We start from the raw sequence: 22220 nt of genomic DNA, 5'->3' as shown, positions 1-22220 counted from the left end.
CTGCGACGCATCTGCGAACAGGCCGACTGGTTGGGGCTGCTCACCCATGTGCCGCCGTCGCCAGCTACGTCAACCCGTTCCGCCCGTTTAGGCCGAGCAGCAGCCCGCCGGTGCCGCCGGCGCCGGCGCTGCCCCCCGGGTTGAAAAACGCGGCGTTGCCGCCGTTGCCCCCGTTGCCGATCAGAACCGCGTTGCCGCCGTTACCGCCGTCACCGCCCACGAGCGATATGGAACTCCCGTCGGCGCCGCCGGCGCCGCCGTCGCCGACCAGCCCGGCCCTGCCGCCGTTACCGCCGCTACCGCCGTCAGCATTGTTACTCGCCCCGCCGGCGCCACCAACCCCACCGGAGCCGGACAGCAGGCCAGCATTGCCGCCCGGCCCCGCCGGTGCCGCCGGTACCACCCGCGAGGAGATCGCTGGTCCCGCCGGTGCCGCCGGCGCCGAACAGCAAGCCGCCGTGGCCGCCGTGGCCGCCGGTGCCGCCGGTGTCGCTAAACCCGCCGGTGCCGCCGGTGCCGCCGGTGCCGAACAATCCCGCCGACCCGCCGACGCCGCCGTTACCCGCGGTGAGGCCGTGGGCGCCGTTCCCGCCGGGACCGCCGAGGCCGAACAGCAAGCCGCCGCGGCCGCCAGCCCCGCCGTTGCCGCCGGTGCCGGCAAGTGCTAACCCACCCTCCCCGCCTGCGCCGCCGTTGCCGAATAGCCCGGCGGCCCCGCCGTTACCGCCGTTAGGCCGGTCGCGCCGGACCCACCGTTACCGCCATTGCCCCACAAAATCCCGCCCGCCCCACCGGCCTGACCGGTTCCCGGCGCACCGTTTGCGCCGTTGCCGATCAGTGGGCGCCCCAACACCAGCTCGGTGGGCGCATTGATCAGATTGGTCAGATCCTGCCCTATCGTCTGCGCCGGATTGGCCTTGAACGCCGCAACATTGGCGGCCTCCGCGCTGGCATAGGATCGCGTACCCGCGGTCAACGCCTGCACAAACTGGGCGTGAAACGCCGCCGCTTGGGCGCTGAGCGCCTGATACGCCTGACCGTGTGCGCCGAGGAACGCCGCGACGCTCGCCGATACCTGATCGGCGCCCGCGGCCACCACCTCCGTCGTCGTGGCCGCCGCGGCCCCGTTGGCCGTGTCGAGCGTCGAACCGATATTCGCCAGATCCGTTGCCGCCGCCGCGATCATCTCCGGCGTCGCGATCACAAATGATATCCCGCACCTCCTGCCGAGTCGGGACCGCCCCGCAAGCCATTCGGGGCGCCGGGGAACCGCTAGACAGGTGAACAGCGTATCTCGACCCGAGCGCGCTCTTGGCGTTTTCGACGCGCTCTTTCGCCGATACGGCAATCAGCCCTAATCGCCGACACGCGCCACGCCAACAGCGCGACACAGGCCGTCAACGTGCAAGGCTGGTCAGAGTTGAATTGATCATGGCCGCATACGATTTGGATATCGGCAACGGCTTCGGTCGTGCCGTACGGCGCGAACCGGCTAGTTCGTGTGCTCCGGGCGATGACCGCTGGCTATCACTTCGTACAGGGCGGGACTTGCCGTGACGCCAAAGTCGATCTCATGCTGGGCCGCCTCTCGCAGAGACAGAAACTCCGGATTGGCGATCGCCGCCTCGAATGCTTCCCGGCTGTCCCAGTGCGCAACGTTCACCAGTTGGAATCGGCTGTCGGGCAGCAGGGCCCGGTGCAGCGCATAGTCGCGAAATCCCGGCAGGGTGCTCATGATCTCTGCCCGCTTCTTCCAGCCGGCCATGAAGTTGTCGACCTGATCGGCCGGCATCTCGACCACATTGATCAAGGTGACACCAGGGTCGTCCGGCCCGGGTGGGTCGCGGTATTCGTCGCTGGTAGGCATTTGCCGCTCCTTCCGATGTGGCACCGACGGGCGACACCGGGTCGCCCGAGTGAGTCGTTCTCGCTACTTAGTATGGAATCCATATAATATGGGACACATACTAGCGAGGGACTGAACGTGCGCCAAACGTCGCAAGCTTCACCGGATCACCAAAACGCCGACGCGGCCCAATTGGCTGATGCGTTGCGCAATACGTTGCGCCAGTTGCGGATCGACCTGTCGATCAGCACCCGTCGCGTCGCGGCGGCGACGGGATTGAATGATTCCGACCTTGACGTCCTCGACGTCCTCGCCCGTTATGGTGCACAGTCTCCAACGGCGCTGGCCCGCCGCATGGGTATCCATCCAGCGACCATGACCGGCGTGCTCACGCGTCTGGAGAAGGCCGGTTGGTTGGTGCGCCGACGCGACGTCACCGACCGCCGGAGCGTTCAGGTAGAGCCAAGCGGATTCGACCGACTCACCGAGCTGTACAGCGACGCCAACGAGCGCCTCGACCAGATCGCCGCTCAACTCGCCCCCGAAGCGGGTGCGCTCATCCTCGACTACCTCGGCCAAGTCACCGCGGCCGTGCATGAGGCGTCGGCCCGACTGGTGGTCGAAAGAACCGATTTCGGTGCTGCGCCTTACGGTTCAACCTAGGGAGTAACCGAGTGGGCGGTCCTGATGAGAACGACGGTATCGCCGAAAGCCTGGCCGCGCTTGCGCCGCCCCTGCAGCCGGCTGACGCGCTTGACAATGGGAATCAGCCACCCGTACTTCGCGTGGATTCTGGCCTGGACCTCGTCGAAAAGCGCGCCGGACTGGACGATCTCCGCGGTGCCGTCGAGGATTGCTGCCGCCGGCTTCGGCTTTCCTCGGGCCGTGCATGCCTGCATGGTGACATGTGGGTTGTTGCGCAAACGCTTGTACTTACCGGTGCTCGCGCCGGTCCACATGCCGACACGGCCATCACTGACCGGAACGGTCCAAACAGGTGTGGCAACTCCGGCGCCGCTCTTACGAAATGTGGTGAGCAGCATGTGTTTTCCACTGGTAATGTCAGTTCCGTTTCCCGCGTCCGTCCCCTTCTTGTGTAGCCACAGAAAGTCGTCGATTCCCCCGCCGCGCAACATAATCCGCGGAAGAACCGGCAGCGCCTGAAATACCTGAGGTCCGGAAATGATCTCCGGTCGCTCCAGCTGGAAGGTTCGCCCCCTCCAAGCCAGCGTGCACTCCCGGGCCGCAATCACGTTGCGGCACCAGTCGGTTTGGCTGCCGTACGGCAGCGACACGACGAAGCCGTCACCGTAGGGCTGAGCACCCAGCGGTGTCTGATATGTCCGCCCGCTGCGACGCCCCACGTGGGTGAGGACCGCGGTGACCGAGTGCTCATGACCCGCGCGCTTGCGCCGAAAATCGGTGTACCTCTTGAATACCCCGAGCCTGAGCCAATCCGGATGGCGCTTGAGAATCCTGGGCATCACCACCGGCGAGGCAAGAACCGCTGCAATCGCGCCGACCAGACCAGCCGCGACGACAACGCTCCTTCGAAGCAGCCGTTTCCGACCACCCTGCCGGTCGGTATCGATGAGTGCCTCCCATACCGCTACTACGGATTCCGTATAGTACGGATGTCATAGTAGCCACCCGGCGGGCATCCAGCCAGGGCGGATGAGCCCTTGCCGCCGGCGCCACATGCACTTCGGCCGCCGGCTCCCCTGCCCGTCGGTCCTCCCGCGCCGCCGCTACCGCCGCCGGGGCCGCCGGAGTTCTAATCGCGATCGCGCAGCGCTCTTTCGCGCTCGACTAGCCCCGATCCGGACCCTTCACCGTCATCACGGCGAACGTGGTCAGGAAGGACGCGGCCGGAAGGACATTAACGACCTTGTCCCGCGCCCGGATGTGCGCGCCAACGGCCAAGACGAAATACAGCGTCAGCATCGCCGTCGTCAGCCTCGCCAAGGCGGGGAACCAGCTGACCGACAGCAAGCCCATGGCAGAGGCAGCCTTGACCACCGGCAGGACGGGCCGAACGCGATCCGGCACTCCCAGGTCGTCCAGGATTTTGGCGATGGGAGGCAGGGGAATCGCACACGCCACCGCGTCGCCGGCCTGGAACGCGGCCAACGCCGTATAGGCCTTGGGTGAAGTCAGGACGCTCATTCCGACAAGCCTATTGAGTCAACTCCGGCGGTGCCCCCGGCGTCCCGTCCACCGGCTGGCGGGCTATCGCCTCGGCCTTGGCCACCGCCTGGGCGATCGCCGGGTCGGTCGCGGTGGAGAACCAATCGGCGACTTCGGCGTCGTCGTCGGCGGCGTGCTTGGGCAGGTCGTCGACCGGGGACGGCTCGAACCGGAACACCCCGTCCTCGCCCGGGGTGCCCAGGAGTTTGGTGAACCCCTGCAACGCCGCGCTGAAGTCGCTGGGCACCACCCACACCTTGTTGGCGTCACCGCGCGCCATCTGCGGCAGCGTCTGCAGGTATTGGTAGGCCAGCATTTCGGGGGTAGGCCTGCCGGCCTTGATCGCGGCGAACGTCTTCTCGATGGCCTTGGCCTGCCCCTGAGCCTGCAGGTAGGTCGCGGCACGCTCACCCTGAGCGCGCAGCATCCGGGACTGCCGGTCGCCCTCGGCGGCCAGGATCGCGGCCTGCTTGGCGCCCTCGGCGGCCAGGATCTGAGACTGCTTTTGGCCCTCGGCCTCCGTGATCGCGGCCTGCCGGGTACCTTCGGCGGTCAAGATCATCGCCCGCTTCTCCCGGTCGGCCTTCATCTGCTTTTCCATCGAGGCCTGAATCGACGGCGGCGGGTCGATGCTGCGCAACTCGACCCGGGCGACCCGCAGGCCCCAGCGGCCGGTCGCCTCGTCGAGCACGCCCCGCAACTGGGCGTTGATCTTGTCGCGGGAGGTCAGGGTCTGCTCCAGCGTCATGCCGCCGACCACGTTGCGCAGTGTGGTCGTGGTGAGCTGTTCGACCCCGACGATGTAGTTGCTGATTTCGTAGACGGCCGCCTGTGGAACGGTGACCTGGAAATAGACCACGGTGTCGATGTTGAGGGTCAGGTTGTCCTCGGTGATCACCGGCTGAGGCGGGAACGACACCACCCGCTCGCGTAGGTCCACCCGGGCACGGATGCGATCGATGAACGGCACCAACAAGGTCAGCTGCCCGCTGACGGTGCGGCTGTATCGGCCCAAGCGTTCGATCACCGCGGCCTCGGCCTGCGGGATCAGCGCAACGGATTTGGCCACCACGATGATCGCGAAGATCACCAGGGCTGCCGCCACCACCAGAAAAGCAATTGCACCCTGCATCGGGATTCCTCCTATTTCTCCAGAGGGATTACGTTTGCTTGAACACCACCGCGGTGGCACCGTTGATCTGCACGACGGTCACTTGCTCGCCCGGCTCGTACACATCGGCCTCGTTGAGCGGCCGCGCCGTCCACACCTGGCCATCCAGCTTCACCTGACCTTCGTCGCGGGCGACCCGGTCAAGCACCAGCGCGCTCTTGCCCTCCAGCGCCTCGATGCCGGTCGGCAGGCCCTTCGCGGGGGTGAGCCGCCGCCGCAGCGCCGGCCTGACCAGCGCCAGCAACAAAACCGAGACCACCAGGAACACCGCCGAGTCGGCCCAGACCGGAAAGCCCAGTAACCAGCTGCTCCCCGCGGCGGCCAGCGCACCGCCGGCGAGCATCAGCAAGAACATATGGCCGGTCAGCGCCTCACCACCGGCGAGGGCCAGCGCGAATATGAGCCAAATCACCGCGGCGGGCATGCGGTCAGAATACGCGTGATCGGCCTTTGCCGGATCAAACAACTACACTCCGAGATCATGTGCTGTCCGAGTGTCTCGCTGTCCCTGTGGGCCAACGCCTGGCTCGCAGGCAAGGCCGCGCCCGACGACGTCTTGGACGCGTTATCTCTTTGGGCACCAAAGCAATCGGTTACCGCGTATGATGCCGTGGCGGCGGGCCACACCGGACTTCCGTGGCCCGATGTCCACGATGCCGGGACGGTCTCGCTGCTACAAACGCTGCGTGCCGCGGTTGGCCGGCCGACGGTGTCGGCTTCCGCCGTTGACTCGCCCCGGTTGCGCGGCACGATCAACGTGGTTTTGCCCGTGCCCGGCGATGTGCGGGGACTGGCCGCGGGAACGCAGTTCGAGCGTGACGCCCTGGCCGCGGGCGAAGCAGTCATCATCACCAATCCCGACAATCCCGCCAGCGCCGTCGGATTGGTCCCCGAGTTTTCCTATGACGAGCTCGCGGATGCCGCCGACGACGATGCGGAGCTACCCGAACTGTGTGCGCTGTCATGGACCGTGTACTCGCTGCCCGGCGCTCCCGTGTTCGACCACCATGAGCTGGGCGACGCCGAATACACGCTGCGTTCGGCCGTCCGCTCGGCTGCCGATGCGCTCGGCGCCATCGGACTGGGAGCCGCGGCCGATGTCGACGATCCGCGGGGACTCGTCGAGCAGCTACTGGAATCGGCACGGCAACACCGGGTTCCCGACCACGCGCCGTCGCGCGCATTGCGGGTGCTGGAGAATGCCGCGCACGTCGACGCGATCATCGCGGTCAGTGCCGGGCTCAGCGGGTTGTCCGACTCCGCGGTAGACCGGTACCCAGGTGGTGCCCCGGCCGCGGCCCGTGTCGTCGCCGGTCCGGAACCGGTCGGGACGCAATCCTCGTCGGAGGCTCGAATCGCCGGCGATGCGCTGCGACCGCTCACCGCGGTGGTGCGTTCGGCGCGGATCGCCGCGGTCAGCGCGATCCTGCATTCGGCCTGGGCCGATTGAGTCGTTTACCGGTCCTGCGCAACACAGTGCGGCGGACGGCACGGCTCGCCGTTGATGCCGGCGAGGCAACCCAGCACCGGATCGGTTCCACTCACCCGCTCGGGCGCCCGGCCGTAGCGCAGTTCGTCGATCAACCCCGCGGCCAGCCGGGCGAATCGCCGATCCGCGTTGGGTGTTGCGGCCCGGCCGAAGGCCATCCCCGCGGCCTCGGCTTGTGAGCGCAACTCCTGGTCGAGATCCCACACCACCTCGATGTGGTCGGCGACGAACCCGATTGGGCAGACGACGACCGCTTTCGTCCCGGAGGCGGCCAGCGTCGTCAAGTGGTCGGCGACATCGGGCTCCAGCCACGGAACCCGTGGCGGGCCCGATCGCGACTGCCAGGCCAGATCGTAATCGGCGTATCCGGCGGCCGCCGCGACAAGCCTTGTGGCATAGGCGACTTGGCGGCTGTACAGCCGGGGGCCGAAGCGCTCGTCGGCGACCACCGGGACCGAATGCGCGGTGAACACCAGTCGCGCGCCGTCAGGTACGGTCTCGGCCGCGGCGGCAATGGCGCCGGCGAACATCTCAACGAAAAGCGGATGGTCGAAATACGGGCGCAGCTTGACCAATTCGGGGGCTTCGGGTCCGGCCGCCCGGCGGGCCCGGGCGATGTCTTCGACATACTGCGCACAACTCGACAACCCGCTCCACGCCGATGTGGTGAACACCGCAGCGCGACGAATACCATCGTCTCGCATGGTCTTGACGCACTCTTCAACGTATGGTTCCCAATTTCGGTTGCCGAAATAGACCGGGAGGCCCACTTCCGCGCGTAGCTCGGCGATCAGCGCGCGGTTGATCCGATTGATCGGCGACACCCCTCCGAAATGCAGGTAGTGCTGGCCGACTTGGTCAAGCCGTTCGGGCGGCACGTTGCGGCCCCGGGTGACGTTCTCCAGGAACGGCCGCACCTGCTCGGGCCCTTCCGGCCCGCCGAAGGACAACAGCAGGACGGCATCAAATTCCATTGCGTCCTACAGCAATTGGGTGCTGGCGCCGCCGTCGGCGAAGATGATGGTCCCGGTGGTGGCGGGTAACCAGTCGGAGAGCAGCGCGCACACCGTCTTGGCGACCGGCGTCGCGTCTTTCATGTTCCAGCCCAGCGGCGCGCGCTGGTCCCAGCCCTCCTCCAGCAGACTTATCTGGGCGCCGGCCTCCTCGCCGAGCGCGCCCCCGACGATCGCGCTCATCGCCAGCGTCCGGATCGGCCCGGCCGCAACGAGATTCGATCGCACTCCGTACTTGCCCGCTTCGCGGGCCACGAACCGGTTCACCGATTCCAGCGCGCTCTTGGCCACCGTCATCCAGTTGTAGGCCGGCATGGCACGGCTCGGGTCGAAGTCCATGCCCACGATCCCGCCGCCCGGATTCATGATCGGCAGCAGCGCTTTGGCCAGCGAGGCATACGAGAACGCAGAGATATGGATGCCCTTGGCAACGTCCTCGTAAGGCGCGTCGAAGAACGGATTGATACCCATCCCGGTCTGAGGCATGAAGCCAATCGAATGCACGACGCCGTCAAGCTTGGTGCCCGTACCGATCACCTCCGTCACCCGGTCGGCCAGGGTTGCCAGATGCTCCTCGTTCTGCACGTCGAGTTCGATCAATGGGGCCTGCTGCGGCAACCGGTCGGCGATGCGCTGGATCAGCCGCAGCCGGTCGAAGCCCGTCAGCACCAGTTCGGCGCCCTGCTCTTGGGCGACCCGCGCGATGTGAAACGCGATCGACGAGTCGGTGATGATCCCGGTGACCAGAATCCGTTTACCTTCGAGCAGTCCTGCCATGTCCGTCCTCGTATGTGTGCTTCAGAGATGCTCAGTGGCCCATGCCGGCGCCGCCGTCAACCGGGATCACCGCACCCGAGATGTATGCGGCGTCCTCGGACGCCAGGAAGCTGACGACCCCAGCGACCTCCTTGACTTTGCCGATGCGGCCCAATGGAATTGCCTGCTGTGCCATCTCTTGGTACTTGGGGTCCATGGCCTGGGTCATCTCGGTGTCGATGAAGCCGGGAGCCACCACGTTGGCGGTGATGGACCGCGAACCCAGTTCGCGCGTCAGCGACCGGGCCATCCCGACCAGCCCGGCCTTCGACGCCGCGTAGTTCGCCTGTCCCGGCAGGCCGGTCAGCCCGACCACTGATCCCATGAAGATGAAGCGGCCGAACCGCTGCTTGATCATGTTGCGCGACGCCCGCTTGGCCACTCGGAAGACACCGGTCAGGTTGGCGTCGATGACCTTCTGAAACTGTTCCTCGCTCATCCGCATGATGAGCATGTCGGAGGTGAGCCCGGCGTTGGCCACCAACACCTCCACCGGACCCTGCTGCTCCTCGACGGCCTTGAAGGCGGCGTCGACGGCGTCGTAGTCGGTGACGTCGCACTCGACGCCGCACAACCCCTCGGGGGCGCCGGAGGCCCGGTGCGTCACCGTCACCCGGTGCCCGTCGGCGGCAAGCCGGCGCGCCACCGCCAGCCCGATTCCCCGGTTGCCCCCGGTGACCAGGACCGAACGGGACACGAATGCGGGTCTGCCCCAGTCGGGGGCATTCTCGGTGGTTTTCTCGGTGGCTGTTTCGGTCACCCAGTCAACCTATCGCCTCGGCTCGGCCGCGCCGAAACCGGCAGGCCGCGAGCGTAACGCTACTGCGAATTTTCGCCCCTCGGATTTCGCAGTGGCGTTACGCTCGCGGGGACTGTCGGTCGGGGTCGGCACACTTCCGCCATGCAAGACCCCTTCGTGGGCAGTGAGGCCCTAGCCGCACGCCGCTTAACCGCCTATGAGTTGCGGAGCCGGTTCGTCGCGCTGCATCAGGACGTGTACGTGCCGAGGGACGCCGAGGTGACGGCGGTGCTGCGCGCGAAGGCGTGTTGGCTGCGGTCCCGCCGCCGCGGCATCCTCGCCGGCTTCTCCGCTTCCGCCATGCATGGTGCTCGGTGGATCGACCCGGCGGTGCCAGCCGCGATCATCGACACCAACCGCCGCCCAACTCTCGGAGTGGAAGTCTGGGAAGAGCGCCTCGACGACGAACTAGCCGTCGTTGGCGGCGTGCGCGTCACCACACCGGCCCGAACGGCGCCAGACCTCGCGAGGCGCTACCCGACGGAGGTCGCCGTTGCTGCCATCGATGCCCTCGCGCAGGCAACCGACGTGAAACTGGCCGATGTTGAGTTGCTGGTCGGCCGCTACCAGGGTCGGCGAGGCATGAAGGCAGCCCGAGCCACACTCGAACTAGTCGACGGCGGGGCTCAGTCGCCGAAAGAAACCTGGCTGCGTCTGCTTTTACTTCGCGCAGGGTTTCCCCGGCCACAGACGCAGATCGCCGTCCGCAACGAATGGGGCTGGGTGGAAGCGTATTTGGATATGGGCTGGGAAGACATCATGGTCGATCCAGTCGCTATCAATACGTGAAGGACATCCGCCGGCTCGAGATGCTGGATCAGCGCTACGGGTGGCTGATGGTGAGGGTTGTCGCCGAGGACCACCCGACGACATCATTCGCCGGGTGGCCCAAGCCCGGGCGCGTCGAATGCCAAAAGCTAGGTAGGCAGCCGGCGGTTGATCAGCAGGGCCGCCAGCGCCGCCACCGCCAGCACCAAGGCGCCGAGCCGCAGCCAGCCGGCGCTGACGTCACCCTTGATGGTCTCGTAGCCGATCTGCTGCTGCAGCGACGCGTAGACGGCTTTCAGCTCCGCCAGGCTCGCGGCGCTGTACCAGTTTCCACCCGAGAGCTCGGCAACCTTCTTCATGGTGGTGTCGTCGACGGGCACCGGCTGGCGCTGATCGTTGATCTCGACGAAGCCGTCGGGGGTGCCGAACGAGATCGTCGAGATCGGTACCCCCTGGTCCTTGGCGGTGCGCGCGGCGGTGAAGGCGCCCTTGGGGTTGTCCGGGTTGGTCGGCATCGTCTCCTTGCCGTCGGAGAACAGCACGATGCGCGCCGGCGGCGGTGTATCGCCGCCACCGATCACCGCGCCGACCGTGGCGATGGCTTGCAACGCGGTGAAGATGCCCTCCCCGGTGGCGGTGCGGTCGGCGAATTGCAACTTGTCCAGCGCGGTCTTGGTCGCGTCCCGGTTGGTCGTCGGTGAGACCAGCACCGTCGCGGTTCCGGCAAACTCGATCAGTCCAAGATTGATCCCCGGCGTCAGCTCTTCGGCGAACTGCTTGGCCGCCTCCTGCGCGGCCGCCATCCGGTTGGGTGGGACGTCGGTGGCGCGCATCGACTGCGACACGTCGATCACCAGCATCACCACCGCACGGTTGCGGGGAATCCGCACGTCGTTGGTCGGCCCCGCCATCGCGATGGTGAGCAGCACCAGCGCCAACACCAGCAGGATCGCCGGCACGTGCCGCCATTGGGAGGGCCGCTTGGGGGCGACGCTCTCCAGCAGCTCCATGTTGGCGAACCGCAGCATCCGCCGCTGCCGCGCCAGCTGCAGCACGACGTACAGCGCGGCCAGCCCGAAGACGACAAAAAGAAAGAGGAAAAACCACGAGTGCGCGAAGCCCGACAGCGTCATTGGGCCCAGCAGCGGCAGTGTCACTGGCGCCCTGCCAGCGCTCCACGCCGTCGGGACTCCACGAAACGGACGATGTCGGCAATCCAGTCACGGTCGGTGCGCAGCGTCAGTACCGGAGCTCCGCAGCTGCGGAAGGTGCGCTCGACTTCGGCGCGATGCGCCGCAGCGGCCCTGGCGAAATCGTCACGCAGCTGGGCGTCGATGGTGAAATCGCGGACGACGCCGGATTCGGCGTCCTGCAAGACGACCTCGCCGATATCGGGCAGTTCCACATCGCGGGGATCGAGCACCTCGATGGCCAGCACCTCGTGCCGCGCCGCGATCGCCCGAAGCGGACGCATCCAGTTGATCGGGCCGAGGAAGTCGCTGATGATCACCGCCATGCCGCGGCGGCGTTCCGGCCGGCGCAGCGCGTCGATAGCCGTCGCCAAATCCCCACGAACCCCTATCGGCGCCCTGGGAGTAGTGGCGATGGTGCGCAACAGCTTCTGCTCATGCTGGCGTCCGGAGCGTGCCGGCACCCGGGTCATCGTCTCGCCGTTGGCGACCAACGCGCCGAGCCGGTTTCCGCCGCCGCTGTTGAGGAATGTGATCGCGGCGGCGGCGGCAACGGCCAAGTCGCGTTTTTCGCACACGGTGGTGCCGAAGTCCAGGCTGGCCGACATGTCGACCACCAGCCAGGTCTCCAATTCGCGGTCGGCGATCATCTGCCGCACATGCGGGTGGGTGGTGCGCGCGGTGACGGCCCAGTCCATCCGCCGGACGTCGTCGCCCGGCTGATACTCGCGCGACTCCCCCGGCTCCGAACCCGGTCCCGGGATCAGGCCGAGATGATCGCCGTGCAGGACACCGTCAAGCTTGCGTTTGACCGTGAGCTCGAGCGTTCGCAGCGCTGCCGACAGCTTCGGATCGTCGATCTGCCCGCGCTGAAACGACGGCGGACGTGTGGCCGCGTGCTTCGCGGCCGAATCCGGATCGGTCACCGACCGCTAGCCGCCGCGCCCGCGGCCTGCATCACCGGGGGTACCGAATGCCCTTGTTGCGGAACGGCATTCACTTGTGGCAGGGCCACCGTCTGCAGGACTCGGTTGATGACGATCTCTGGCGAGATTTCGTCGGCGAGCGCGTCGTAGGTGAGTACCAACCGGTGCCGCAGTACGTCGGGAATGATTTCCACCACGTCTTGCGGGATGACATAGTCACGGCCACGCACCAGCGCCAGCGAGCGAGCACCGGCGATGATGCCCAGCGAGGCACGCGGGGATGCGCCGAACGAGATCCAGGTCCTGACGTCGTTCATCCCGAGCTGCTCGGGGTAACGGGTGGCGGTGACCACGCGGACCACGTAGTCGACCAGCGCATGGTGCACGAAGACGCTGGACGCGATGTCCTGCAGCCGCAGCAGGTCGCCGGTGTGCAGGATCTGTTTGGCCTGCGGCGGCTTGACGCCCATCCGGTAGATGATCTCCCGCTCCTCTTCCGGCGACGGGTAGCCGACATTGATCTTGAACAGGAAGCGGTCCCGCTGGGCCTCGGGCAGCGGGTAGACACCCTCGTGCTCGATCGGGTTCTGCGTCGCCATCACCAGGAACGGGTTGGGCAAGTCGAAGGTCTTGCCGCCGATCGACACGTGGCGTTCCTGCATGACCTCCAGCAGCGCCGACTGCACCTTCGCCGGCGCGCGGTTGATCTCGTCGGCGAGCAGGAAGTTGACCACCACCGGACCGAGCTCGGTGTCGAATTCTTCCTTGCCCTGCCGGTAGATGCGGGTACCGATGATGTCGGTGGGCACCAGGTCGGGCGTGAACTGGATACGCGCGAACGTCCCGCCGACCACGCGCGCGAAGGTCTCCACGGCCAGCGTCTTGGCCACGCCGGGAACACCCTCGAGCAGGACATGGCCCTTGGACAACAGGCCGACCAGCATCCGCTCCACGAGCTGGTCCTGGCCGACGATGATCCGTTTGACCTCGAAGATGGCCCGCTCCAGGGTGTGGACCTCGGCGGCCAACCCGTTACCGGCACCGCCGCCACCCAAAGGCGCTTCATGCGCCGGCGGGCCGGACTGCCCACCCGGGCCCGAGTAATTGCTGGCGCCCGGGGGCGGCCCACCTGCTGATGTCATCAAGAACCCTCCACAGCTCAATCGCACACGACTGCCGGCACGACGAATGTCGTGGGGCAGCAACGTGCCCGCGTCCAACTATTCCAGGCGTGCCGTATTCCGTCGACGCTGCCGTCGCGGCCCGGATTCCCTAGTGGGCAGCACACCTGGGTCAGTACTCGATGATCCTAGTCAGGAAAGGCGTCATGCCGGGCTTACGAACCGGGCTGACGGTGACTTTGGCGGCACTTCCGGACGCCTCCAGCATCTGACCGTTGCCCAGGTACATGGTGACGTGCTGGCTGCCGCCCGGGCCGTAGAAGATCAGGTCGCCGCGCTTGGCCTCGTTGGGCGGAATGTGACGGCCGGCGTTGTACTGGTCACCGGAGAACCGCGGGAGCAGTACGCCGACCCCGGCGAAGGCGTACCGCATCAGGCCCGAGCAGTCGAACCCGGTGATGTTGGCGCCGTCCTCGACGCCCTTGGTGGGCCCCTGCAGCGAACCGCCGCCCCACGAATACGGCACGCCCATCTGCGACCCGCCACGCTTGATGACGTACTCGAGGGCCTGGCGACCGTTCGCCCGCGGAATCCGGCCGGCACCGGTGTTGGTGGCGCTGGGGGTGTCGGTGCCGCCGAGGTTGATCCCGAGCCCGCCGAGGAATTGCCTGCCCAGATCCAGCGTGGTCTGGGTGGCCTGGGCGGTGGCCTGCAGCGAAGCGTTGGCGACCGCGAGCGGGTCTCCCGGGGCGCCGGCACTGATCGTTGCCGGCAGCGTCGGATCCCACTGGCCGGGGTCGGCCATGGCCGGGCTGGCTACAGACAACATCAGCCCGGTCACCAGGGTGGTGATCCAGGCCAGGTTGACCAGGCGAAATCGCTTGCGGCGCATGGCTCCTCGTTTAGTACTCAATCGTCACCACTCGATGTACCGGACCACATACGGCGTCATGCCGCTGGTGCGCACAGGCGCAACGCGGACCTTCAAACCGATGTCGGGGGCCTCGAGCATCTGGCCGTCGCCCAGGTAGATCGTCACGTGCTGACTGCCACCCGGGCCGTAGAAGATGACGTCGCCGCGGCGCATCTGTGAGGACGGGATCTTGCGGCCCAGGTTGTACTGCGAACCCGAGTAGTGCGGCAGTTTGATGCCCACCCCGGCGAACGAGTACAGGACCAGACCCGAGCAGTCGAAACCGGTGATGCCGGCCCCGGAGTCGATGCCGTGGCTCGGACCCGCGGCATTGCCGCCGCCCCAGGAATACGGCACCCCGATCTCCGACATCCCGCGGCGGATCACGTATTCGGTGGCCTGCCGCCCGTAGACCCGCGGGATCCGGGTCGAACCGCCGGCGTTGGTGATCCCGGTGTCGTCGGGCTTGAGGATGCCCAGCTGCTGCAGGAAGCTCTTCCCCATGCCGGCGGTGACCTGCGTCGAAGTCGCCGAGATGCCCAACACCTGGTTGATCACCGCGATCGGGTCACCGGGAACGTTGGCGCTGGGCACCATGGGCAGCGTCGGATCCCAAAGGCCGTCCCACCGGCGGCCCGCGGCCGACGGCGTCGCGCCCGGCGAGCCGGGATCCCACCGGTCGCCCGATGTCGGCGCGCCGGGCCCGCCGTTCCCTGTCGACCATTGGCGGGAGGCCTCGAGCTTGGCGGCCTCGAGTTTGTCCTGGGCGTCGTCGCGCTCGGTGGCCAGGCGAGTGACCTGCTCGCGCTGTTCGTTGAACTTGCTCTTCGAGTCGGTGAGCGCCGCCACCGCGGCGTCCTGGCTGGACTTCGCGTCGGCGGCGGCTTTGTCAGCCTTTTGCTTGGCCAGCCGTGCCGCAGACTCCTTGTTCACCTGCTCGGTCCGGGTCCGCTGCAGGTTGTCCATCACCGCCTGGGAACTGGCGGTCAGGGTCCGGGCGGCGGTTGCGGTGGCGATGATGTCGTCGGGACTGGTCGCGGTCAGGTAGCTGCCCGACGGGCCGTTCATATAGGTCGCCGCCGCAAAGGTGTCGAAGCGGCGTTGAGCCGCGGCGATCGCCGTATTGGCGTCCTGCACCGCCTGCTGGCTGCCCTCGAGGTCGTGTTGGGCCGCGGCCGCGTTGTCCCGCGCGGTCTCCACATCGACTAAGGCCTTGTTGACGCTTTCCTGCTCCGTCTGGATTTGGGCGCTCAGGTCTTCCAGGCGCTGGTTGGCCTTGGCGACGTTGGCGATCAGCGCGCCCAAGCTGTTGGCGGCGGGATCGCCGTGCGCCAGCCCCGGGGTGGTCACCAGCAGAGCAACGCTCAAGACCGACGGTACGAACGGCCGGACCAGCCTTGCGGCCGGTCGCGCAGACGAGCCCCAGCGGGTGCGCCTCATTCGACTCAGGTCTCCTACGGCTCAACGCGGACGGGCGGCGCCAGGCACAGCCATCGCTAAAGGCGCCAAAAACAACATGAGCATCATTTGCACCGTACGTCACACAAGACGCCGTGGAAACGCTAGTCACAAAATGCACTCTGGACGTGTGTTTAATGTGACCGGACGGTGACCTAGAGTGTTTGCCACAACGAGTCGTACGGGCTCGCCCGACAAACGGGGTTAAGCCCGATACGCGTGGTTAGGCGCCGTTACTGGGCGCTTCTACCTGCTTTGCCGGGACGTCGCCCGACGTTGCTGAGCGCCTGCTGCGCAACTGCAGGAATCGGGTGCCGACGGCTGCCGCGAGCACGCCGATCAGCAGAACTATGGTCAAGCCAGTCCAGGGAAACTCGGGGGCGTTCAGTTCGTTCAGAAAATGCTGCGCCGAGACCACCGGGTTGCCCGTCTTGGCTATGTCCTCGCCGGCCTCGAGGGTGACGCGCGGGAACTGGGTGCTATAGGTTCCGACGAAGTTCGGGCTGAGCGTCAGGACCGTGGCATCCCGGTAGTCGGCGCCGACCACCGTGGAGATGTCGCGCAAGGGCGTGTCGTTCGGCGGGTTGTGGTCGAGCAGCACGATCTTGAGGTTGATGCCCTTGGCGTGAGCTTGGTTGACGACGTCAAGCAGCCCCGGCATGGCCGCCGGTGGTGCGCTGACGTCATCCGCGGCGACCTGAGCTTTGATCGCGGTCATGTCGACGTCCACTGGAATGTAGACCGGCAGGACCGGGTGCAAGGGAAAAGTAGTCGCCGGTAGCGGTGGGACGAAGGAATCTTGCCCGGTCATCGATGTCCCTCCTGCCCTTTCTTGCCCGAGTGCTACAGGCACCGTACGCGACTTCACCCCAAGGGGTTTAAACGCGCGCCACTGGCGACGAGACTGAAATTGCGACCGCCGCCGCAATGCAGGACAAGCGTACTGTTAAAGTGGCTTCAGCATTCGAAGTACCGCCGGCACGGCCCGTCGGCGGAAGAACTTAATCCTTGGGAGTTGATGTGACTAGCAAAGATTCTGTGAACTCGTTCGGAGCACGCGACACTCTCAAGGTCGGCGACAAGAGTTACCAGATCTATCGCCTCGACGCCGTACCCAACACGGAGAAACTCCCCTACAGCCTCAAGGTCCTTGCCGAGAACCTGCTGCGCAACGAGGACGGCAGCAATATCACCAAAGACCACATCGAGGCCATCGCGAACTGGGATCCCAAGGCAGAGCCCAGCATTGAGATCCAGTACACGCCCGCCCGCGTCGTGATGCAGGACTTCACCGGCGTTCCGTGCATCGTCGACTTGGCCACCATGCGTGAGGCCATCGGCGACCTCGGCGGCAACCCGGACAAGGTCAACCCGCTGGCGCCCGCCGACCTGGTGATCGACCACTCGGTGATCGCCGACCTGTTCGGCCGGGCCGACGCATTCGAGCGCAACGTCGAAATCGAGTACCAGCGCAACGGGGAGCGCTACCAGTTCTTGCGCTGGGGGCAGGGCGCATTCGACGACTTCAAGGTGGTGCCCCCGGGCACCGGCATCGTGCACCAGGTCAACATCGAATACCTGGCGAGTGTGGTGATGTCCCGCGCCGGCGGGCGCGAAACAGAGGTGGCGTATCCCGACACCTGCGTGGGCACCGACTCGCACACCACCATGGTCAACGGACTCGGCGTGCTCGGCTGGGGCGTGGGTGGCATCGAGGCCGAGGCCGCGATGCTCGGTCAGCCGGTGTCGATGCTGATCCCGCGGGTCGTCGGCTTCAAGCTGACCGGTGAGATCCAGCCGGGTGTCACGGCCACCGACGTCGTGCTGACCGTCACCGAGATGCTGCGCAAGCACGGCGTGGTCGGCAAGTTCGTCGAGTTCTACGGCGACGGCGTGGCCCGGGTGCCATTGGCCAACCGTGCCACTTTGGGCAATATGAGCCCCGAATTCGGTTCCACCGCGGCGATTTTCCCGATCGACGAAGAGACCATCTCGTACCTGAAGTTCACCGGGCGTAAGCCCGAGCAGCTGGCGCTGGTCGAGGCCTACGCCAAGGAGCAGGGCATGTGGCACGACCCCAAGCACGAGCCCGCCTTCTCGGAATACCTCGAGCTCAACCTGTCCGAGGTGGTGCCGTCGATCGCCGGACCCAAGCGTCCGCAGGACCGAATTGCGTTGTCGGACGCGAAATCCACGTTCCGCGAGCAGATTCCCACCTACGTCGGCGACGATCCCGACAAGAAGGATTACTCGAAACTGGACGAGGTGGTCGACGAGACGTTCCCGGCCAGCGACCCGGGGCAAGTGACCAACGGCCACGCCGACGACCATAAAGCCGTGCCATCGGCAGCCGCGCATGCCAAGGGCCGGGTGAGCAACCCGGTGCGGGTGAAGTGCGCCGAGCTCGGCGAATTCGTGCTCGACCACGGCGCGGTGGTGATCGCCGCGGTCACGTCATGCACCAACACCTCCAACCCCGAGGTGATGCTGGGCGCCGCGCTGCTGGCCCGCAACGCCGTCGAGAAGGGATTGGCGACCAAGCCGTGGGTGAAGACCACGATGGCGCCCGGCTCGCAGGTGGTCAGCGACTACTACGACAAGGCCGGCCTGTGGCCGTATCTGGAGAAGCTCGGCTTCTATCTGGTCGGCTACGGCTGCACCACCTGCATCGGTAACTCCGGCCCGTTGCCCGACGAGGTCTCAAAGGCGGTCAACGACAACGACCTTTCGGTGGCGGCCGTGCTGTCGGGCAACCGGAACTTCGAGGGCCGCATCAACCCCGACGTGAAGATGAACTACCTGGCGTCGCCCCCGCTGGTGGTCGCCTACGCGCTGGCCGGAACAATGGACTTCGACTTCCAAAGCCAGCCGCTGGGCGCCGATAAGGACGGCAACAACGTCTACCTTAAAGACATCTGGCCGTCCCAGAAGGACGTCTCGGACACCATTGCATCGGCGATCAGCCAGGAGATGTTCAGCACGAACTACGCCGACGTGTTCAAGGGCGACGAGCGCTGGCGCAACCTGCCAACCCCCAGCGGCAGCACGTTTGAGTGGGATCGGAACTCGACGTATGTGCGTAAGCCTCCCTACTTCGAAGGGATGCCGGCCGACCCGAAGCCGGTCAGCGACATCACCGGCGCCCGGGTGCTGGCGCTGCTCGGTGATTCGGTGACCACCGACCACATCTCCCCCGCGGGCAGCATCAAGCCGGGCACCCCGGCTGCGCGGTACCTCGACGAGCACGGCGTCGACCGCAAGGACTACAACTCCTTTGGCTCGCGGCGCGGCAATCACGAGGTGATGATCCGCGGCACGTTCGCCAACATCCGGCTGCGCAACATGCTGCTGGATGACGTGTCCGGCGGGTACACCCGCGACTTCACCCAAAAGGACGCTCCGCAAGCGTTCATCTACGACGCGGCGCAAAACTATGCGGCGCAGAATATTCCGCTGGTGGTGCTGGGTGGTAAAGAATATGGGTCCGGCTCCTCACGCGACTGGGCGGCCAAGGGCACGCTGCTGCTGGGCGTGCGGGCGGTGATCGCCGAGTCGTTCGAGCGCATCCACCGGTCCAACCTGATCGGCATGGGTGTCATCCCGCTGCAGTTCCCCGAAGGCGAGTCGGCCAAGTCGCTGGGACTGGACGGGACCGAGGTCTTCGACATCACGGGCATCGAGGCACTCAACGACGGCAAGACGCCCAAGACGGTGCGCGTCAAGGCCGGCAAGGGTGGTGCCGACGTGATCGAGTTCGACGCCGTGGTCCGCATCGATACCCCCGGTGAAGCGGACTACTACCGAAACGGCGGCATCTTGCAGTACGTACTGCGCAACATGCTCAAGTCGGGCTAGCACCCGAGCCAGCCCAGCCACCCGTGCCCAAGGTCAGCGAGGACCATCTGGCGGCTCGCCGCCGTCAGATCCTTGATGGTGCTCGCCGTTGCTTTGCCGAATACGGCTACGACAAGGCCACGGTGCGTCGGCTGGAAAAGGCGGTCGGGATGTCGCGCGGTGCGATCTTCCACCACTTCCGGGACAAAGACACGCTGTTCTTCGCACTGGCGCACGAGGACGCCGAGCGGATGGCCGACGTGGCGTCCCGCGAGGGTCTGATCCAGGTGATGCGCGACATGCTCGCCGCGCCCGACCAGTTCGACTGGCTGGCCACCAGATTGGAGATCGCACGCAGGCTGCGCAACGATCCCGTATTCAGCCGCGGATGGTCGGAGCGTTCCGCGGAGCTGGCGGCTGCGACGACCGACCGACTGCGCCGGCAGAAGGAGGCACACCGGGTGCGCGACGACGTACCCGGCGACGTATTGCAGTGTTACCTAGAACTGGTTCTCGACGGCTTGGCGGCCCGGCTGGCATCCGGGGAAGACCCCCAGCGGCTGGCCGCCGTCCTCGACCTGGTGGAGAAGTCGGTGCGCCGCAAGGATTCTGGGTCGCGAGGTAACGCCGCTGCGAATGAACGGACGTGATGTCGCAGTGACGTTACGCTCGCGTGGGCTGGCGCTGACGAGAAGTGTGGTTGGGGCCGCCGCGGCCGCGCAGCGTGGTACCCGACTCGAGCAGCATGCTGTGAATCGATCCGTAGGATCTGCCGGTGGTTGCGACCAGGCTGCGGATGCTGGCTCCGCCCTCATACGCGTTGCGTAACTCGTGCAACAACTGGTCGCGCGTCTTCTTCGTACTTCGCGCCGTGTTTCGCGCCGTGCTTCTCATGGTGCCCCTCCAGGCTTGAACACGATCCCCAGCACATAGGGTAAGAACACAGGCGTCGGCCGCGGGCCGATTTGACCGAAATCGCCTGCGGCGACTTGCCCGATCTAGGCCAGCTCGATGAGATCCCGGTACTCCTCGGACCAGTAGTCCTCGGTGCCGTCGGGCAACAGCACGACGCGTTGCGGGTCGAGGGCCTCGGCCGCCCCCGGGTCGTGCGTCACCAGCACCACCGCGCCCTGATAGCTGCGCAGCGCGTCGAGCACCTGCTCGCGCGACGCGGGATCGAGGTTGTTGGTGGGCTCGTCGAGCAGCAAGACGTTGGCCGTGGACGCCACCAAACCGGCCAGCGCGAGCCGGGTCTTCTCCCCACCGGACAGGGTCCCCGCCGGTTGGTCGAGCTGCGGTCCGCTGAACATGAAGGCACCGAGCAGGCCGCGCAGATCCTGCTCACCGGATTCGGGTGCGGCGTGCCGGATGTTCTCCCACACGGTCGCGTCGTTGTCGAGGGTGTCGTGCTCCTGCGCGAAATACCCGATCCGCAAACCGTGTCCGGGCTCAAGCCCTCCGGCGTCGGGGTTCTCGGCGCCGGCCAGCAATCGCAGCAGCGTGGTCTTGCCGGCGCCGTTGAGTCCCAGCACCACCACCCGCGAGCCGCGATCGATGGCCAGATCGACACCGCTGAACACCTCCAGCGACCCGTACGACTTGCTCAGCCCGGTGGCCACCAGCGGTACGCGCCCGCATGCGGCCGGCGTGGGGAACTTGATCCGGGCCACTTTGTCGCCGACCCGCTCCTCGTCGAGTGCGGCCATCATCCGGTCGGCGCGGCGCAACATATTCTGGGCCGCAACGGCTTTGGTGGCTTTGGCGCCTAGCTTGGCGGCCTGCGTGCGCAGCGCGGAGGCCTTGCGTTCGGCGTTAGCGCGTTCCCGACGGCGTCGCTGTTCGTCGGTGGCGCGGGCGTCCAGGTACTTCTGCCAGCCCATGTTGTAGACATCGACCTCACCGCGCACGGCGTCCAAAAACCACACCCGGTTGACGACATCGGCGAGCAAATCGACGTTGTGGCTGATGACCACCAGCCCGCCGGTGTGTGCCCGCAAAAAATCCCGCAGCCAGCCAATCGAATCCGCGTCGAGGTGGTTGGTCGGCTCGTCGAGTAGCAGTGTGGTCTGTGAACCTGAAGCGCCGGCTCCTCCTTCCGACGCGGCGAACAGGATCCGTGCCAGCTCGACCCGTCGGCGCTGGCCGCCGGACAGGGTCCGCAGTTGCTGCGTCAGCACCCGTTCCGGCAAGCCGAGACTCGCACAGATGCGGCCGGCTTCGCTTTCGGCGCCGTAGCCGCCCAACGCGACAAACCGCTCCTCCAGCTGCCCGTAGCGCCGGATCGCGCGGTCCCTGGCGTCGTCGTCGGCGACCTCCGCCATCAACGCCTGCTGCTTCTCCAGATCGGTGAGCAGAACGTCCAGTCCGCGGGCCGACAGCACCCGGTCGCGGGCGAGCACGTCGAGATCGCCCTCTTTGGGATCCTGTGGCAGATAGCCGATCCCGCCGATGCGGGTGACCGATCCGGCATAAGGCTGGCTCTCGCCCGCCAGGATGCGCAGCGTGGTGGTCTTGCCCGCGCCGTTGCGGCCGACCAGCCCGATGCGGTCGCCGGGCTGTATGCGCAGGTCCGGGCCGTCCGGTGAGAGCAGGATGCGCGCACCAGCGCGGACCTCGAGGTCCGTAGCCGTGATCACATTCGCTCTCCTAGCCTGCGAGTTATTTGTCGTCGGTGAACACTGCCGGTCGG

General features: G+C 66.6%; 20 protein-coding genes and 2 pseudogenes. 5 read left to right on the top strand and 17 right to left on the bottom strand.

The genetic code is table 11. The annotated features are described in order from the left end of the window. Positions 1 to 64: 64 nt before the first annotated feature. Both ACLP4W_RS27885 and ACLP4W_RS27880 read right to left on the bottom strand, forming a co-directional pair. A pseudogene (locus tag ACLP4W_RS27885) lies at positions 65 to 1213 on the bottom strand (PE family protein). A gap of 279 nt (positions 1214 to 1492) precedes the next feature. Then, positions 1493 to 1867, bottom strand: coding sequence for an antibiotic biosynthesis monooxygenase family protein (locus ACLP4W_RS27880; RefSeq protein ID WP_442390593.1), 375 nt, complete (start codon positions 1865 to 1867; stop codon positions 1493 to 1495). 117 nt (positions 1868 to 1984) lie between these two features. Between ACLP4W_RS27880 and ACLP4W_RS27875 the strand changes: the two genes are divergently transcribed. Then, positions 1985 to 2509 carry a MarR family transcriptional regulator gene (locus tag ACLP4W_RS27875; RefSeq protein ID WP_442390592.1) on the top strand — a complete coding sequence of 175 codons (525 nt, stop codon included), beginning with the start codon at positions 1985 to 1987 and terminating at the stop codon, positions 2507 to 2509. On the opposite strand, the gene ACLP4W_RS27870 is transcribed toward ACLP4W_RS27875, so the two are convergent. The 4 genes from ACLP4W_RS27870 to ACLP4W_RS27855 form a co-directional block, all read right to left on the bottom strand. Continuing rightward, positions 2506 to 3330, bottom strand: coding sequence for a PPOX class F420-dependent oxidoreductase (locus ACLP4W_RS27870; protein WP_442390591.1), 825 nt, complete (start codon positions 3328 to 3330; stop codon positions 2506 to 2508). The genes ACLP4W_RS27875 and ACLP4W_RS27870 overlap by 4 nt on opposite strands. Before the next feature lie 325 nt (positions 3331 to 3655). Then, positions 3656 to 4012 (bottom strand): DoxX family protein, encoded by a 357-nt coding sequence (locus ACLP4W_RS27865; protein ID WP_442390590.1) that lies wholly within the window; start codon positions 4010 to 4012, stop codon positions 3656 to 3658. A gap of 10 nt (positions 4013 to 4022) precedes the next feature. Continuing rightward, positions 4023 to 5165 carry an SPFH domain-containing protein gene (locus tag ACLP4W_RS27860; RefSeq protein ID WP_442390589.1) on the bottom strand — a complete coding sequence of 381 codons (1143 nt, stop codon included), beginning with the start codon at positions 5163 to 5165 and terminating at the stop codon, positions 4023 to 4025. A gap of 28 nt (positions 5166 to 5193) precedes the next feature. Next, entirely contained in the window at positions 5194 to 5628 is a 435-nt protein-coding gene (locus ACLP4W_RS27855) for an NfeD family protein (protein ID WP_442390588.1), read from the bottom strand. A gap of 57 nt (positions 5629 to 5685) precedes the next feature. Here ACLP4W_RS27855 and ACLP4W_RS27850 point away from each other — a divergent pair, with 57 nt between their 5' ends. After that, positions 5686 to 6654 (top strand): hypothetical protein, encoded by a 969-nt coding sequence (locus ACLP4W_RS27850; protein WP_442390587.1) that lies wholly within the window; start codon positions 5686 to 5688, stop codon positions 6652 to 6654. 5 nt (positions 6655 to 6659) lie between these two features. Here the strand turns inward: ACLP4W_RS27850 and ACLP4W_RS27845 are convergent, their stop codons facing one another. Genes ACLP4W_RS27845 through fabG1 form a run of 3 tightly spaced genes read right to left on the bottom strand, consistent with a single transcriptional unit; the run spans position 6660 to position 9282 of the window. Then, positions 6660 to 7667, bottom strand: coding sequence for a ferrochelatase (locus tag ACLP4W_RS27845; RefSeq protein WP_442390586.1), 1008 nt, complete (start codon positions 7665 to 7667; stop codon positions 6660 to 6662). A gap of 6 nt (positions 7668 to 7673) precedes the next feature. Beyond that, on the bottom strand, positions 7674 to 8483 hold the full coding sequence (gene inhA / locus ACLP4W_RS27840; RefSeq protein WP_442390585.1) for an NADH-dependent enoyl-ACP reductase InhA: 810 nt from the start codon (positions 8481 to 8483) through the stop codon (positions 7674 to 7676). Positions 8484 to 8514: 31 nt separating this feature from the next. After that, the gene (gene fabG1, locus ACLP4W_RS27835; RefSeq protein ID WP_442390584.1) at positions 8515 to 9282 is read right to left on the bottom strand and encodes a 3-oxoacyl-ACP reductase FabG1; all 768 of its coding nucleotides are present in this window, start codon (positions 9280 to 9282) and stop codon (positions 8515 to 8517) included. A 141-nt stretch (positions 9283 to 9423) separates the two neighbouring features. On the opposite strand from fabG1, the pseudogene ACLP4W_RS27830 reads away from it, so the two are divergent. After that, positions 9424 to 10246: pseudogene (locus ACLP4W_RS27830) on the top strand (hypothetical protein). On the opposite strand, the gene ACLP4W_RS27825 reads toward ACLP4W_RS27830, so the two are convergent. The 6 genes from ACLP4W_RS27825 to ACLP4W_RS27800 form a co-directional block, all read right to left on the bottom strand. Continuing rightward, positions 10239 to 11246, bottom strand: coding sequence for a VWA domain-containing protein (locus ACLP4W_RS27825; protein WP_442390583.1), 1008 nt, complete (start codon positions 11244 to 11246; stop codon positions 10239 to 10241). The pseudogene ACLP4W_RS27830 and the gene ACLP4W_RS27825 sit on opposite strands and share 8 nt — an antisense overlap. After that, positions 11243 to 12205: a DUF58 domain-containing protein gene (locus ACLP4W_RS27820; protein ID WP_442390582.1), complete on the bottom strand. Its 963-nt coding sequence runs from the start codon at positions 12203 to 12205 to the stop codon at positions 11243 to 11245. The genes ACLP4W_RS27825 and ACLP4W_RS27820 overlap by 4 nt, the downstream gene beginning before the upstream one ends. After that, complete coding sequence (gene moxR1, locus ACLP4W_RS27815; protein ID WP_442390581.1) at positions 12202 to 13347, bottom strand: chaperone MoxR1; 1146 nt, start codon at positions 13345 to 13347, stop codon at positions 12202 to 12204. The genes ACLP4W_RS27820 and moxR1 overlap by 4 nt, the downstream gene beginning before the upstream one ends. A gap of 151 nt (positions 13348 to 13498) precedes the next feature. Then, on the bottom strand, positions 13499 to 14218 hold the full coding sequence (ripB, locus tag ACLP4W_RS27810; protein ID WP_442390580.1) for an NlpC/P60 family peptidoglycan endopeptidase RipB: 720 nt from the start codon (positions 14216 to 14218) through the stop codon (positions 13499 to 13501). 24 nt (positions 14219 to 14242) lie between these two features. Then, the gene (gene ripA / locus ACLP4W_RS27805; protein ID WP_442390579.1) at positions 14243 to 15679 is read right to left on the bottom strand and encodes an NlpC/P60 family peptidoglycan endopeptidase RipA; all 1437 of its coding nucleotides are present in this window, start codon (positions 15677 to 15679) and stop codon (positions 14243 to 14245) included. Positions 15680 to 15920: 241 nt separating this feature from the next. Next, a complete protein-coding gene (locus tag ACLP4W_RS27800; RefSeq protein WP_442390578.1) occupies positions 15921 to 16508 on the bottom strand; it encodes an Rv1476 family membrane protein in 588 nt (195 codons plus the stop codon). A 209-nt stretch (positions 16509 to 16717) separates the two neighbouring features. Here ACLP4W_RS27800 and ACLP4W_RS27795 point away from each other — a divergent pair, with 209 nt between their 5' ends. Together ACLP4W_RS27795 and ACLP4W_RS27790 are read left to right on the top strand one after the other, a co-directional pair. Then, positions 16718 to 19552: an aconitate hydratase gene (locus tag ACLP4W_RS27795; RefSeq protein WP_442390577.1), complete on the top strand. Its 2835-nt coding sequence runs from the start codon at positions 16718 to 16720 to the stop codon at positions 19550 to 19552. Between the two features lie 23 nt (positions 19553 to 19575). After that, entirely contained in the window at positions 19576 to 20181 is a 606-nt protein-coding gene (locus ACLP4W_RS27790; RefSeq protein WP_442390576.1) for a TetR/AcrR family transcriptional regulator, read from the top strand. A 13-nt stretch (positions 20182 to 20194) separates the two neighbouring features. On the opposite strand, the gene ACLP4W_RS27785 is transcribed toward ACLP4W_RS27790, so the two are convergent. Together ACLP4W_RS27785 and ACLP4W_RS27780 are read right to left on the bottom strand one after the other, a co-directional pair. After that, positions 20195 to 20425, bottom strand: a complete 231-nt coding sequence (locus ACLP4W_RS27785) for a helix-turn-helix domain-containing protein (RefSeq protein WP_442390575.1) — start codon at positions 20423 to 20425, stop codon at positions 20195 to 20197. A gap of 104 nt (positions 20426 to 20529) precedes the next feature. Next, a complete protein-coding gene (locus ACLP4W_RS27780) occupies positions 20530 to 22167 on the bottom strand; it encodes an ABC-F family ATP-binding cassette domain-containing protein (protein WP_442390574.1) in 1638 nt (545 codons plus the stop codon). Positions 22168 to 22220: the final 53 nt, after the last annotated feature.

Origin of the sequence: Mycobacterium sp. (assembly GCF_052145595.1) — a bacterium.
GTDB lineage: Bacteria > Actinomycetota > Actinomycetes > Mycobacteriales > Mycobacteriaceae > Mycobacterium.
The sequence above is the reverse complement of the archived record's forward strand: the minus strand, read 5'-3'. Positions and strand labels throughout refer to the sequence as shown.